Origin of the sequence: Helicobacter canadensis MIT 98-5491, assembly GCF_000162575.1 — a bacterium.
Taxonomy (GTDB): Bacteria; Campylobacterota; Campylobacteria; order Campylobacterales; family Helicobacteraceae; genus Helicobacter_D; species Helicobacter_D canadensis.
The window spans coordinates 1-14,615 of record NZ_CM000776.2; the positions used below are offsets into that span (position 1 = coordinate 1).

Here is a 14,615-nt window from a genome sequence, read left to right on the forward strand (position 1 = left end):
TTGCATCCTGTTTTATTACAACTCAAAAGAGAAATTACACCTTTTGAATTTGACAATTATATTACTCAACTTAGTTTTAATGAAAAATATTCTCGTGATGATAGAATCATTTTTAATGCCCCAAATAATATTATTGCAAGTTGGATAAAAACAAAATATTCTAGTAAAATTGCTCAACTTTTTGAAAATCAAAATGGTTATAAGCCTGAAATTATTATTGAAGTTTTTAATCCTAATAAAAAGAAAGAAAATAAAAACAATATTAAAAAAATTCAAAATGCCACTAATCTCAATCCTTCTTTAACCTTTAATTCTTTTATTGTTGGAAACTCTAATAGTTTTGCTTTTAATGTCGCAAAAGCTGTGGCTCAAAATCAAAGCACAATTTATAATCCTTTAGTAATTTATGGCAATACTGGATTAGGCAAAACGCACTTACTCAATGCCATTGGAAACACAAATGCTAATGTTGGAAAATCCGTTATTTACACAACTAGTGAGCAATTTTTAAATGATTATTTACTTCACATACGCAACAATACTATGGATAGATTCCGAGAAAAATATCGTGCTTGTGATTATTTACTTATTGATGATATTCAATTTTTAAGTGGTAAAAATCAAATCCAAGAAGAATTTTTTCACACCTTTAATGAACTCAAAAAAAATAATAAACAAATTGTGCTTACTTCTGATAGACCACCAAAAGATATGAATGGATTAGAAGAACGATTAAAGACGCGATTCACTTCAGGGCTTTTAGCAGACATTCAACCTCCAGAATTAGAAACAAAAATTAATATTATTAATGCCAAATGTGAATTAGATGGGATTCACTTAAGTCCAAAAATCATTGATTTCATCGCGGCTAATATTAATGATAATATCCGCGAAATTGAAGGGGTTTTGGTTAAACTTAACTTTTCAATTAATGTAACTAATATCCAAGAAATAACCATTGATTTTGTAAGAGATATTCTCAAAGAATATATTAAAGAATCAAAAGAAAATATTAATATGGATAGAATCATAGAAAATGTCGCAAAATATTATAATATCAAACCTTCAGAGATTCGCAGTAAAAGTCGCTCCAAAAATATCGTAACAGCTAGAAAAATCGTCATCTATTTAGCCCGCACACTTACTCCAAATTCTATGCTTTCTTTGGCAGATTATTTTGATATGAAAGATCATAGCACTGTTAGTAAAGCAATGAAAAGTATTCAAGAAGAAATCAACAAAAATCCAAACTTTAAAACTATTATTGAAGAATTAAAAAACAAAATCAAATAATCTATTTTAAAACAAAGTTTTGATAAAATGGTGAAATTATGTGAAAACAAATACACGAAATATTCACACTAAAAATAACGATAATTTAGGAATCTTTAGTAGTTATTCAACTTTTCAACTCCCCTACTAATACTTCTAAATTTTTATTTTATAAAAGGAGATTTTATGAACATCATCATTCAAAATAGTGTTTTAGACAATATCTTTACTGCTCTACAACCTTTCTTAGATAAAAAAGATTCTAGTCAAATTACTTCTCATATCTATTTAGAAACAAGAGAAAACCAACTAATTTGTAAAGCAACTGATTTTGAAATGGGATTATGTTCAACCACAAATTCTTTAACAATTAATGAGCAAGGAATTGCCACAGTTAATGGAAAACAAATTTTAGATATTATTAAAAGATTAAAAGAAGGTGAGATTAATCTCTATACAAACAATGAAAATCTCCATATTAAACAAAACAAAAGCTCTTTTAAACTCCCAATGTTTAATGCACAAGAATTTCCAAGTTTCCCAGAATATGAAACTTTACCTAAACTAGAAATTAATTCCTTAGAACTCATTAATTCAATGAAAAAAATATTTCCTGTTATTGATACAAATAATCAAAAACGAGAACTTAATGGAGCTTTGTTAGATATTAAAGAATATTCTTATAATTTTGTTGCAACAGACACTAAACGCCTTGCAATGGTTAAATTTGAAAATCCATCGGGAAATAATCTTGCTCTAATTTTCCCCAAAAAAGCAATCACAGAAATCCAAAGGTTATTTTTTGATCACATTGAACTTTTCTATAATGAAAAAAATATTGTCATTAAATCTCAAAATTATGTCTTTTTCTCTCATCTTATTAATGGAAAATTTCCAGATTACGAGAAAATTTTACCTAAAGAGATTCAAACTGAATTAACAATTCCAAAAACAAAAATCATTGAAGGAATTAAAGTTATTAATTCTGTTACTAATGATGTTAAAATTACTTTTAAACCCAATGAAATTTTCTTTGAATCTTTAAGCCAAGATAATTCTGAAGCACAAACACAAATTGAAATAAACTTGCCTATCACAGAAGAAATTGAAATTGGAATCAACTCCCGACATGTTTTAGATTTTTTAAGTCAAATTGAAACAACAGATTTTATTTGGGGACTAAATGGAAAAAATGCACCTTTTATTTTAAAAAGTGGAAATTTTTCTACAGTCGTTATGCCAATTATTCTTTAAAATTTTTATAAATATCAAGGAAAAGAATGGAAAACAAACAATATTCAGGTAGCAGCATTAAAGTTTTAAAAGGCTTAGAAGCCGTTAGAAAACGCCCAGGAATGTATATTGGTGATACTAATACAAATGGTTTGCATCATTTAATTTATGAAGTAGTTGATAATTCTATTGATGAAGCTATGGCAGGGTATTGTAATGAAATTTCTATCACTTTAACACAACAAGGCAGTGCGATTATTAAAGATAATGGTCGTGGAATCCCTGTAGATATTCATCCTACAGAAAATATTCCTGCTGCAACCGTTGTTTTAACCGTGCTTCACGCTGGTGGAAAGTTTGATCAAGATTCTTATAAAGTCTCAGGTGGTTTGCATGGAGTTGGTATTTCTGTTGTTAATGCTCTCTCTAAATCTCTGCAAATGACGATTCATAAAAATGGAAAAATTTATCGCCAAAATTTTGCCCAAGGGATTCCCCAAGATGAATTAAATATCATCGGAGAATGCAAGGATAATGGAACAATTATTGAATTTATTCCAGATGATAGCATTTTTGAAATCACAGAATTTCAAAGGGAAATCTTATCAAAGCGTTTTAAAGAACTTGCCTATTTAAATAAACAAGTTACAATCCATTTTAAAGATGAACGGGATGGATTTAATGAGATCTATCATTTTGAAGGCGGTTTAAATCAATTTGTGAATGATTTAAATAAGAAGCCATTAATCTCAACAATTATCAATTTTGAAGGCACTGAAAACGATGTAGAAATACAAATCGCCTTAGCTTATAATGAGGGTTTTGAAGAAAAAGTTTTAAGCTTTGTTAATAATATTCGGACTATTGATGGGGGAACGCACGAGTCAGGTTTTAGAATGGGATTAACTAGAGTGATTACAAATTACATTGAAGCTAATGCTAATGCAAGAGAAAAAGATTCTAAAATTACTGGAGAAGATATTAGAGAAGGCTTAGTAGCCATTGTTTCTGTTAAAGTTATTGATCCACAATTTGAAGGACAAACAAAAGGTAAATTAGGCAGTGCTTTTGTGCGTCCAATTGTCCAAAAACTCACTTATGAAAAACTTGCTAAGTTTTTTGAAGAAAATCCTAATGAAGCTAAAGCAATTATGCAAAAAGCTCTATTGGCAGCAAGAGGAAGAGAAGCAGCTAAAAAGGCACGGGAATTAACACGCAAAAAAGAAACTTTTAGTGTTGGAACATTACCTGGTAAGCTTGCTGATTGTCAAAGCAAAGATCCAAGCATTTCAGAAATTTATCTTGTAGAGGGTGATTCAGCTGGAGGTAGTGCTAAACAAGGGCGTGATAGAGTTTATCAAGCTATTTTGCCTTTAAGGGGTAAAATTTTAAATGTTGAAAAAAGTCGCTTGGATAAGATTTTAAAAAGCGAAGAAATTAAAAATCTTATCACCGCCCTTGGTTGTGGAATCGGAGAAGATTTTGATATTACTAAAATTCGCTATAACAAAATTATTATTATGACAGATGCGGATGTAGATGGTAGCCATATTCAAACGCTTTTAATGACTTTTTTCTTTCGCTATTTGCGTGGCATTATTGAATCAGGTTATTTATATATTGCACAGCCCCCACTCTATCGCTTTAAAAAAGGAAAAAAAGAAATTTATCTTAAAGATGAAAAGGCTTTGAGTGAATATTTAATCGAAAATGGAATTGAAAATTTTGAATTTCAAGGCATTGGGACAAAAGATTTAATGGAATTTTTTAAAATTGTGGCTCATTATCGCTCTACTTTAAATGAATTAGAAAAGCGATTCCAACTCATTGAAATTGTGCGTTATTTGATTGAGAATCCAGATTTAATTGGTATGCAAAATCAAGATTTATATGCAAAAATTAAGGAGAAGATTCAAAACTTGAATTTTAATATTTTAAATGAAATGATTGAAGAGCAAAGAATTCATCTTTATGTCCAAACGGATTCTGGATTAGTAGATATTAAAATTGATGAAGATTTATTCACTCATCCACTCTTTGAAGAAGCCCATTTTGTATTTAGTAAATTAAAAGAAAGGGATTTAGGATTTTTAAATGGCAGTGATCCTGTAGAGATGCTAGAAAAAATAGAAGAAAGTAGCAAAAAAGGTGCGGATATCCAAAGATATAAAGGTTTGGGAGAAATGAATCCAGAACAACTTTGGGAAACGACAATGACACCAGAAAATCGTCGTTTGATTCGTGTAGAAATTAAAGATATTGAAGAAGCAAGTGAAGTCTTTTCTCTTTTTATGGGTGATGAGGTAGAGCCAAGGCGTGAATATATCCAAGCACACGCAAAAGATGTTAAACATTTAGATGTTTAAGGTTTTAAAATGGTGATAATAGCAGGAATAATTGATTTTTTTACAAGTCTTAATGGTTTTTTTTATTTATTAGCTTATTTAGTGGGTGGAATCCCATTTGGGCTAATTTATGGCAAAATTTTTGGTGGTGTTAATATCCGAGAAACTGGAAGTGGCAGTATTGGTGCAACAAATGTTTTAAGAGTTTTAAAAGAAACAAATCCAAAAATTGCAAAAAAAGTAGCGATTCTCACAATGGTAAGTGATGCTTTTAAAGGAATTTTAGTTATTTTAATAGCAAAAATATTTAATCTTACTTATGAAGCTCAATGGATGATAGCTTTTTTAGCAGTGGTTGGGCATTGCTTTAGTCCTTTTTTGAAGTTTGAAGGAGGTAAGGGAGTAGCTACAGGAGTAGGAGTTGTCGCAGTATTTTTACCCATAGAAGCAATTTTAGGCTTAGTAGTTTGGGGATTGGTTGGAAAAGTTTTAAAAATTTCTTCTTTAGCTTCTTTAATTGGTGTTTTATTTGGTGGATTAATGACTTTTGTTATACATCCAGAAATTCCATACATTCATACACATGCACCTATTCTTTTAATTATGTTTATAATTTTTTATAAACATATACCTAATATTATTCGTTTATTTCAAAGAAAAGAACAAAAAATCATTTAATTTTTTTATTCTTTTCTTTAATTATTAAGTTTATTTTTAATTTTAACTCTTCATATAAATTTGGCAATATCTTCACATTTTCTTGATAAATGAATTTTATAATTCTACTCACAGATGAAAGGAAACTTGAATCTAAAATTTAAAAACTCATTTTCAAAGGAGAAAAAATGAAAACTTTAAAATTATTCGGAGCTTTAACTTTAGCGGCATTATTTTCAACTGCAGCTATGGCAGATTTTGATTTTGATGTGCAAGGACAAATTTCAGCTGTAGATGATAAAAATAAAACCATTACTTTAGCAGGACCGGGTGGGCAATTAGTGATTAAAGTTTTACCTTATACAGAAATTAAAGGTGATGATTGTGGTCCATTTGGACAAGATATCTATGGAAGTTTTAAGGATTTAACTCCAGGTAAATATGTCAAAGTTGAAGCGGTTCCTTATGGTGGATATAATGCTTATAGTGCTAATAATGCTCAAGCAATCAATCCTGCAACAGGATTACCAAAAGATGGGCAACTCACTGCAAAAGAAATTGAGTGGAATTGTATGCCTAGAGCTTACTAATTTTAAACTTTTTCATACCTTTAGAATTTACGGTAAAATACCAAAAAATCTAAAGGTATTTTATGGATTCTCAAACACTTATACAACAAGACTTAAAACACATTTGGCATCCTTGCACACAAATGCAAGATCACGAAAAAAATATTCCCCTAATCCCCATTCAATCTGCAAAAGGTGTGTATTTGTATGATTTTGATGGCAATCAATATTTAGATTGTATTTCAAGTTGGTGGGTTAATCTTTTTGGACATTGTAATCCTTACATTAATCAAAAAATAAAAGAACAATTAGAAAATTTAGAACATATTATTTTTTCTGGATTCACACATAAACCTATTATAGATTTATCAAATCGTTTGGTTAAACTTTTGGATTCTAAATTGAGTAAGTGTTTTTATGCAGATAATGGTTCTAGTGTGATTGAAGTAGCCTTAAAAATGGCATTTCACGCTCAAGCGATAAAAGGTAAAACAAAAAATAAATTTTTATGTTTGCAAAATGCTTATCACGGCGAAACTATTGGTGCTTTAAGTGTAGGAGATGTGGGAATTTATACAGAAGTTTATCAGCCAATTTTGCTTCAAACTTTAAAGATTAAAGCTCCTATTGGAGAAGATTTTGAAGAATCTTTAAAAGAATTAAAAGAAATTTTAACAAATCAAAAAGATGAAATTATAGCTTTTGTGTTGGAGCCTTTGATTCAATGTGCAGGGAATATGAATATGTATTCTAGTAAATTTATCAAAGAGGCGATTACATTATGTCAAGAAAATGGTATTTATGTGATTTTTGATGAGATTGCAGTTGGTTTTGGACGAAGTGGAAGTATGTTTGCTTATGAACAATGTGATGTGGTGCCAGATTTTTTATGTTTGAGTAAAGGCATTACGGGAGGATATTTACCATTGTCAGTGGTAGTAACAACAAATGAAATTTATGAGCTTTTTTATGCTCCTTATGAAGAAAATAAGTCTTTTTTGCATTCCCATTCTTATACTGGTAATCCCCTTGCTTGTGCTTGTGCAAATGCTGTATTAGATCTTTTTGAGAGAGAAAATGTTATCGTAAAAAATAAGATTCTCTCGCAATTTATTTGGGAAAAAATGCAAATTTTAGAATCCTTTGCTTTTGTAAAAAATTTAAGGTATTGTGGTATGGTTTTCGCCTTTGATTTAGTAGGATTTGATGGACAAAGAAAGGGTTTAGAAGTTTTTAATATGGCATTGAAAAAAGGTTTATTATTACGACCTTTAGGGAATACAATTTATTTTATGCCTCCTTATATTATTACAAAAGAGCAAGTTTGTTATGTTATAGATTGTTTAGAAGAAATTCTTAAAAAAATCTAAATTTTTGATTTAAAAATTTAATATTATTTTAATTTATAAAAGCATAATATTATTTTGAATAAAATATTTAACTGATTTTGTATAGATAAGGTTTATTATGGAAATTTCGTTGAATTTTTATGCGACTTTAGTAGCATTAGTGGCAGTGTTGTTACTTGGAAGATGGATTATCTCGCGGAGTAAATTTTTGCAAGATTATAATATTCCTGAACCCGTTGTAGGGGGAATCATCGTTGCAATTGTTATTTTTCTACTTTTAAAATATGGTGGAATCAAATTTCAATTTGATAATTCTCTAAAAGATCCTTTAATGTTAGCTTTTTATGCAAGTATTGGTTTAAGTGCAGACTTTGCTTCTTTTAAGAAAGGAGGAAAGATTCTCTTTGGATTTTTATTTATCGTGGTAGGACTTTTGATTTTGCAAAATATTGCTGGAATTGTTGCAGCCAAAGTTATGGGTGTTAATCCACTTATAGGGCTTTTAGGTGGTTCTATTACAATGAGTGGTGGGCATGGCACAGGTGCTGCTTGGGCAGAAGTATTTAAAAATTCACCTTATAATTTTACAGCTGCTCTAGAAGTAGCGATGGCTTGTGCGACTTTTGGATTGATTGCAGGTGGAATTATTGGTGGTCCTGTGGCACATTATTTGGTAAAAAAATACAAGTTAAAGCTTCCTAATGATCATTCTCAAGATGAAGTGGAAATTGCTTTTGAAAAGCCTGAAAAAGAACGCTTAATCACAGCAACTTCTTTTGTTGAATCATTAGCGTTGATTGCAATTTCATTACTTATAGGAACGATAGTGGCAAAATTCTTCCAAGGAAGTTCTTTTACTTTACCAACTTTTGTTTGGTGTTTGCTTGTAGGAGCAGTTTTGCGAAATGTTTTGCAAGCAACAAAGATTCATCAAGTTTTTGATCGAGAAGTAGCAGTGCTTGGAAATGTTTCACTTTCTTTATTCCTTGCGTTTGCTTTAATGACAATTAATCTTATGGAGCTTGTTTCTTTAGCATTACCAATGCTAGTTATCTTACTTATTCAAGTAGTAATTATGGTATTTTATGCGGTTTTTGTTACTTTTAGATATTGCGGTAAAGATTATGATGCAGCTGTTTTGGCAGCTGGGCATTGTGGTTTTGGATTAGGTGCAACTCCAACAGCAATGGTTAATATGCAAACTGTTACTCAACACTATGGACCAAGCCATATGGCATTTATTATTGTTCCTTTGGTAGGAGCATTTTTTATTGATTTGATTAATGCATTTGTGATTAGTGGGACACTTAAATTTCCATTTTTTTAATTTTTTAGAAGTTATCCATTCCTTGGGTAACTCTTCCTTGGATAACTCTTTAAAATAGAATAAATTGCGTGATGAAAATAAAGATTCTATAAAATTTGAAAGGTTGCATATGGAATTAAAGCAATTAGGAAAGCAAACAAATTATATTTTTCAATACAATAAAGAAGTGTTAGAAACTTTTGAAAATAAACATTCTAAACGCGATTATTTTGTAAAATTTAATTGTCCAGAATTTACAAGTCTTTGCCCTATCACAGGACAGCCAGATTTTGCTACAATTTATATTTCTTATATTCCTAATCTTAAAATGGTGGAATCAAAATCATTAAAACTTTATCTTTTTAGCTTTCGGAATCACGGAGGTTTTCACGAAGATTGTGTGAATGTGATTTTAGATGATTTAGTGGAGCTTATGGAGCCAAAATATATTGAAGTTTGGGGAAAATTCACACCAAGAGGAGGGATTAGCATAGATCCTTATGTGAATTATGGAATCCCTAATACTAAATATGCAGAAATAGCAGAATTTAGGCTTTTAAACCACGATTTATATCCAGAAAAAATTGACAATCGCTAGATAAAAAGGGTTAGATTCTCAATCCATTGAATTTTAAAAGTAGAATCTTTTGCAGTTTCCTTGGAGAGAATAATCGCGCTAAGGCAGTAAGAATCTTTATTTTTTTCTGCTTTTAAATACACTTCAATGCTTTTAATTAAACGCGTTAGTTTAGTTTTGGTGATATTAAATACAGGTTCAAAACCAATTCCACTTTTAACTTCTATAAAGAATAAAATCCCCTCTTTTTTAGCAATAATGTCAATTTCCCCAAAGGGTGTGAAAAAGTTTTGTTTTAAGATTTCAAAGTTTTGATTTTTGAGATACTCACAGGCAAAAGATTCAGCTTCTTTTCCCTTTTGAGTGGTGTTCATTAGTCTTTCTCAATCCGTATCATCACAGGCTTTTCCTGTGTGATTTCTAGATTATTGATTTTTTCTATGGCAATTTGAATTTTTGATTCAAGGCAAGTGTGAGTAGAAAGCAATAAAGTAGAATGATTTTTATTTTTAGCTTTGCGTTGCAAGAAGGTATCAATAGAGATTTCTTGTTGTCCTAGAATTGTTGTGATTTGAGCTAAAACTCCAGGTTTATCAAGGACAATGATTCGCAAATAATAAGCACTTTGAATCTCTGCTATGGGTTTGAGTGTGAGATTTTTTTCAATAGAGGTTTTAAAGCCAAGCATTGGAGAGCTTTTGGTGCGAGCAATTTCAATAATATCTGAAATAACAGCACTAGCAGTTGCATTTCCTCCAGCACCTGCACCATAAAAGAGTGTTTCACCCACATTATCGCCTACCACACTAATAGCATTCATCACCCCATCAACTTTACCAATCATTGCATTTTGTGGTAATAAAGTAGGATGGATTCGAAGCTCTATGCTTTCTTTGTCTTTTTTGGCGATTCCTAAAAGCTTAAGGTTATATCCAAATTCTTTTGCAAAATCTATGTCTTCTTGTGTAATTTGCGTGATTCCTTCAATTAAAATATCTTCAGGCTTAGCATCGATTCCATAAGCAATACTTGCTAGAATCAAAAGTTTGTGTGCGGCATCAAAGCCCCCAATATCAAAACTTGGATCACTTTCTGCATAACCAAGTTTTTGAGCTTCTTTTAAAGCTTCTTCAAAACTAATATTTTGTTCTTTCATTTGTGTTAAAATGTAATTACAAGTCCCATTGATGATTCCACAAATACTTAAGATATGATTAGCTCCAAGTCCATCTCGCAAGGCTTTGATAATAGGAATCCCACCTGCTACACTTGCTTCAAAACCAATTGGCAAGTCCCCAGCAATTTTTTGTAGATCATAGCGGTGATAGGCTAACATCGCTTTATTGGCAGTAATAAAGGCTTTGGAGTGATAAAGTGCTTTTTTAGCAATCTTAAAAGGCTCTTGAATGCCCCCTGCTAACTCTACAATAATATCAATTTCAGGATCTTCTAAAATACTTTCTGCCTCATTTGTGATAGGAAAATCAAAAATTTCTCGACTTTTTGAGAGATTCTTCACTACACCTTTTTTAATGACAATTTGACAACCTGCCCTTGCTGCAATGAGATCTTGATTTTCTTTTAAAATTTTTGCAACACTGCTTCCAACAACGCCTAGTCCGATGATTCCGATATTTAATTGTTTTTTCATAGAGTGCCTTTTTAGATAAAGTTGAATTATAGCATTTTAACAATAAGAAATTTTTAAGTTTTAGGGAAATTTTGTGGAGCTTGATAAACTTTATTAGAGTTTTTGGAATTTCCATAAGAAATCAGCAAGATAGTTTTCTTGTTGGCTTTCTTCAAGCAAATCTTTGATTGTTTCATCGGTGATTCCAAATTCTTTTTGTAACCAATCTTTTTGAGAGAGAAAAAGAGAACTAAAAGCACTATTAGAGCTTTGTGGGAGAGTAGAATCTAAATTTCCAAGAGGTTTTTTAATGGGATTAGAATTTTGCGTTGAGGTTTGTTGATTCTCTTGTGGTTTTGGGGGATTTGTAGTTTGGGGTTTTTGTGGTTCTTTTGGAGTTAGAGAAACTAGAGTGTTGATTTTAAAAGCCATTTTTTCCTCCATTTATTGTGAAATGAATTTTATCATAAGTGTCGTGTTTTTGCCCTTTAATCAAATAAATATAAAAAACTATGTTATAATGCAATTTTTAGAGAGAATTTTTAAGGATAATGTTTGATTTTAAGCCACGAAATACCGCAAGATTCGAAGCTTTATTTTGGCAAAAGTGCAAAGATTAAAAGGGATTTTGAAAATCTTGTCAGCGAGATACTTTATCAAAATGATTATGAAGAGATTTTAACCCCAACCTTTTCTTATTTGCAATATCAAAGAGATATGCAAAGTAGAGAGTTTGTAAGGATTAGCAATCCCTTTAATCACCAAATCACGCTAAGAAGTGATTCTACTATTGATACTATTAGGCTTTTAGCGCCCCATTTAAAAGAAAATAATACAAAAAAGAAATGGTTTTATATCCAGCCTATTTTTACTTACCCTACAAAAGAAATTCACCAAATTGGTGTAGAAAATTTAGAAAAATGCGATATTTTACCCTTTATACAAATGTCACTTAAGATTCTAAAGAGTATAAATATTAAGCCTTTTTTACAATTATCTAATGTGAAGATTCCAGAGATTTGTGCAAAGGAGTTTGGATTATCTTTGGAAGTTTTTGAAAAAAATGATGTAGGTGCTATCCAAGGCACTAATGAATTTTTAGCAGAACTTTTGGAAGTGCAGGATAAGGATTCGCTTAAAACTCTTTTGATAAAAGCTCCAGAATCTTTAAAAAAAGAATTAGAAATTCTTTTAAATTTAGCTCAAAATGTTGATTATGAAAATATGATTCTTGCACCACTTTTTTATTCGCCAATGTCGTATTATAAAGGAATGCTTTTCCGCTTTTTTTTAGAGAATCAAACAATGATTTTAGGCGGAGATTATGAGATTTTAGAGCAAAGGGCTTGTGGATTTGGGATTTATACAGATTGTGTAATTTTGCATTTAATTAAGGAGAAGAAATGAGGACAAAAGCAGATTTAATTGTTGGGATTCAATGGGGCGATGAGGGCAAAGGTAAAATGGTGGATTTACTTGCCCAAAATTATGATTATGTTGTGCGCTATCAAGGCGGACATAATGCAGGACATACAATCGTTGTTAATGGTAAAAAATACGCCTTACACCTAATTCCATCAGGAATTCTCTATCCTCAATGTAAAAATATTATTGGTAATGGCGTTGTGATTAGTCCAAGTGCATTGCTAGAAGAAATGCAACAATTCCAAAATTTAGAGGGTAGATTATTTATTAGCAACAAAGCCCATTTGATACTATCTTATCACGAATTTTTAGATAAATTAAATGAAAAAAAAGCTAAAAAGGCTATTGGCACTACGGGCAAAGGGATAGGACCTGCTTATACCGATAAAGTTGCGCGTAAAGGCTTTAGAATCGGAGAGTTAAAAGACACGCAAACTTTGTGCGAAAAAGTCTTAGAATTAATGGAAGAAAAGGATATTATTAATTTAGGTGGAGAGATTCCTAGCAAAGAATTTCTCAAAGCAAAATTTGATTCTTATGCAGAAGCGTTACTTCCTTTTGTGGTAGATACAACGAGTTTATTATGGGCAGCTATGGATAGGGGTGAAAAAATTCTCTGTGAGGGTGCACAAGGGAGTATGCTTGATATTGATCATGGGACTTATCCTTTTGTTACAAGTTCTACAACAACAGCTTCAGGTGCGTGTAGTGGAAGTGGAATCTCTCCTAGAGAATTAGGCAATGTGATTGGAATCACTAAGGCTTATTGCACAAGAGTGGGGAATGGACCTTTTGTAACAGAAGAAGAGGGAGAAATTGGCGAGCTTTTACGCCAAAAAGGAGGAGAGTTTGGCGTAACCACAGGACGCGCTAGAAGATGCGGTTGGCTTGATGCAGTGGCTGTAAAATATGCTTGTCGTTTAAATGGTGTTAGCGAGTTAGCGATGATGAAGCTTGATGTGTTAGATGGTTTTAATGAAGTGAAAGTCTGCACTCAATATCAAGATAAAAATGGCAAGATCTTAGAAACTTTTCCTTTTGACTTTGAAGGTATAAAGCCGATTTATAAAACCTTTAAAGGTTGGGATAAAACCGCTGGAATTAAAGAATTTGATAAGTTGCCACAAGCAGCACAAGAATATATTTTGGAGTTAGAGAAGTTTATTGGGGTAAAGTTTAGTATGATTTCAACTAGCCCTGATAGGAATGATACAATTTTTCGATGAAAACAAAATTCACACAGCTTGTGATTTTACGCAAAAAAAAAGTGGATGAAGCTGAATTGATGCTACAAAAAAATGCACAACAAATCCAAGCCAAACAAGCTGAAATTGATGCTTTAGTGAGAGAATTTGCAACTTTAGAAGAGCCAAAAAGCGGAGTTTATCAAGCCTTTTTGACTTTTGTTCATCATAAAAATGAATACCGCCAAACTATTGATTCTAAAATGGGTGAATTAGCCTTGCTTAAAAGACAAAAGCAAGAATTGCAAGATTATTTTAAAGCTCAAAATATAGAATATGAAAAAGCAAAATATTTAGATGGATTAGAAATTAAAAAGAATTTAGAAAAAGCAAAAAAGCAAGAAAGCAAGGATTTGGATGAAATTTCTGTGATGCTTTATGCTAACCATAAGGAGCAAAAATGAAAAAAATAGCGTTTTTTAGCTTTTGTTTAACAAGTTTTTTGTGGAGTGTAGAAGGAAGCGGAATTGTTGATTGTAACATTATTTTTGAACAAAGAAAAGCAGAGATTTTGCGTGAGATTGAAAAGATTGATGAGCAACAACAAGCCTTACAAGCTTTGCAGAGTGCCACTCAAAATGTCTTGGATCAAAAGGACGCGGATTTAAAAAAAAGAGAAGCAGCTTTGGCGGCTGATAAAAAGGAATTGGAGCAAAGAGAAGAAGCTATTAAGAAGCTTTTAGAGAAAAATGAAGAGATTTTAGCAGAGATTAAAAACACCACACAAAGCAAAATTGGCACAACTTATGCGGGTATGAAAGATTCTAAATCGGCTGCAATTTTGGAAAATCTCCCAGAATCTGAAGCAGCAATGATATTGTTTTCGTTAGATACAAAGGTAATGAGCAAGATTTTAGCTAAAATGAATCCACAAAAAGCAGCAAATTTAACACAAATAATCCAAAAGGGACCGCCTTTTGAAACACAAGACGCTAAACAAGAAATCCAAGGAGCAACAGAAGTAAATTCACAAAATAATGAGAATTAAATTTGCAAGAAGAATCTTGC

Annotated in this window: 15 protein-coding genes; 12 read left to right on the top strand and 3 right to left on the bottom strand. The window is 31.3% G+C overall.

The features are described from left to right. The 8 genes from dnaA (at nucleotide 1) to queF (ending at nucleotide 9,329) form a co-directional block, all read left to right on the top strand. Complete coding sequence (gene dnaA, locus HCAN_RS00005; protein ID WP_006656174.1) at nucleotides 1–1,293, top strand: chromosomal replication initiator protein DnaA; 1,293 nt, start codon at nucleotides 1–3, stop codon at nucleotides 1,291–1,293. Nucleotides 1,294–1,458: 165 nt separating this feature from the next. After that, entirely contained in the window at nucleotides 1,459–2,526 is a 1,068-nt protein-coding gene (dnaN, locus tag HCAN_RS00010) for a DNA polymerase III subunit beta (RefSeq protein WP_006656173.1), read from the top strand. A gap of 26 nt (nucleotides 2,527–2,552) precedes the next feature. Then, entirely contained in the window at nucleotides 2,553–4,871 is a 2,319-nt protein-coding gene (gyrB, locus tag HCAN_RS00015) for a DNA topoisomerase (ATP-hydrolyzing) subunit B (RefSeq protein WP_006656172.1), read from the top strand. Between the two features lie 9 nt (nucleotides 4,872–4,880). Beyond that, entirely contained in the window at nucleotides 4,881–5,528 is a 648-nt protein-coding gene (plsY, locus tag HCAN_RS00020; RefSeq protein ID WP_006656653.1) for a glycerol-3-phosphate 1-O-acyltransferase PlsY, read from the top strand. A 167-nt stretch (nucleotides 5,529–5,695) separates the two neighbouring features. Continuing rightward, complete coding sequence (locus HCAN_RS00025) at nucleotides 5,696–6,097, top strand: DUF5666 domain-containing protein (protein WP_006656170.1); 402 nt, start codon at nucleotides 5,696–5,698, stop codon at nucleotides 6,095–6,097. 62 nt (nucleotides 6,098–6,159) lie between these two features. Further along, nucleotides 6,160–7,446 carry an adenosylmethionine--8-amino-7-oxononanoate transaminase gene (locus HCAN_RS00030; RefSeq protein ID WP_006656169.1) on the top strand — a complete coding sequence of 429 codons (1,287 nt, stop codon included), beginning with the start codon at nucleotides 6,160–6,162 and terminating at the stop codon, nucleotides 7,444–7,446. A gap of 94 nt (nucleotides 7,447–7,540) precedes the next feature. Further along, the gene (gltS, locus tag HCAN_RS00035; RefSeq protein ID WP_172617263.1) at nucleotides 7,541–8,752 is read left to right on the top strand and encodes a sodium/glutamate symporter; all 1,212 of its coding nucleotides are present in this window, start codon (nucleotides 7,541–7,543) and stop codon (nucleotides 8,750–8,752) included. Nucleotides 8,753–8,861: 109 nt separating this feature from the next. After that, a complete protein-coding gene (gene queF / locus HCAN_RS00040) occupies nucleotides 8,862–9,329 on the top strand; it encodes a preQ(1) synthase (RefSeq protein WP_006656654.1) in 468 nt (155 codons plus the stop codon). On the opposite strand, the gene HCAN_RS00045 is transcribed toward queF, so the two are convergent. From HCAN_RS00045 to HCAN_RS00055, 3 genes are all read right to left on the bottom strand, one after another. Further along, nucleotides 9,326–9,682, bottom strand: a complete 357-nt coding sequence (locus HCAN_RS00045) for a YraN family protein (RefSeq protein ID WP_006656166.1) — start codon at nucleotides 9,680–9,682, stop codon at nucleotides 9,326–9,328. The genes queF and HCAN_RS00045 overlap by 4 nt on opposite strands. Then, nucleotides 9,682–10,959 (bottom strand): homoserine dehydrogenase, encoded by a 1,278-nt coding sequence (locus HCAN_RS00050; RefSeq protein ID WP_006656165.1) that lies wholly within the window; start codon nucleotides 10,957–10,959, stop codon nucleotides 9,682–9,684. The genes HCAN_RS00045 and HCAN_RS00050 overlap by 1 nt, the downstream gene beginning before the upstream one ends. Nucleotides 10,960–11,052: 93 nt before the next feature. Then, entirely contained in the window at nucleotides 11,053–11,370 is a 318-nt protein-coding gene (locus HCAN_RS00055) for a hypothetical protein (protein WP_006656655.1), read from the bottom strand. Between the two features lie 123 nt (nucleotides 11,371–11,493). Here HCAN_RS00055 and HCAN_RS00060 point away from each other — a divergent pair, with 123 nt between their 5' ends. The 4 genes from HCAN_RS00060 to HCAN_RS00075 are packed head-to-tail and all read left to right on the top strand — an operon-like array spanning nucleotide 11,494 to nucleotide 14,595. Further along, nucleotides 11,494–12,345: an ATP phosphoribosyltransferase regulatory subunit gene (locus HCAN_RS00060; RefSeq protein ID WP_006656656.1), complete on the top strand. Its 852-nt coding sequence runs from the start codon at nucleotides 11,494–11,496 to the stop codon at nucleotides 12,343–12,345. Further along, entirely contained in the window at nucleotides 12,342–13,589 is a 1,248-nt protein-coding gene (locus HCAN_RS00065; RefSeq protein WP_006656657.1) for an adenylosuccinate synthase, read from the top strand. Before HCAN_RS00060 ends, HCAN_RS00065 begins: the two co-directional genes overlap by 4 nt. After that, nucleotides 13,586–14,011 carry a flagellar export protein FliJ gene (locus HCAN_RS00070; RefSeq protein ID WP_006656658.1) on the top strand — a complete coding sequence of 142 codons (426 nt, stop codon included), beginning with the start codon at nucleotides 13,586–13,588 and terminating at the stop codon, nucleotides 14,009–14,011. Before HCAN_RS00065 ends, HCAN_RS00070 begins: the two co-directional genes overlap by 4 nt. After that, complete coding sequence (locus tag HCAN_RS00075; RefSeq protein WP_006656160.1) at nucleotides 14,008–14,595, top strand: MotE family protein; 588 nt, start codon at nucleotides 14,008–14,010, stop codon at nucleotides 14,593–14,595. Before HCAN_RS00070 ends, HCAN_RS00075 begins: the two co-directional genes overlap by 4 nt. Nucleotides 14,596–14,615 lie beyond the last annotated feature (20 nt).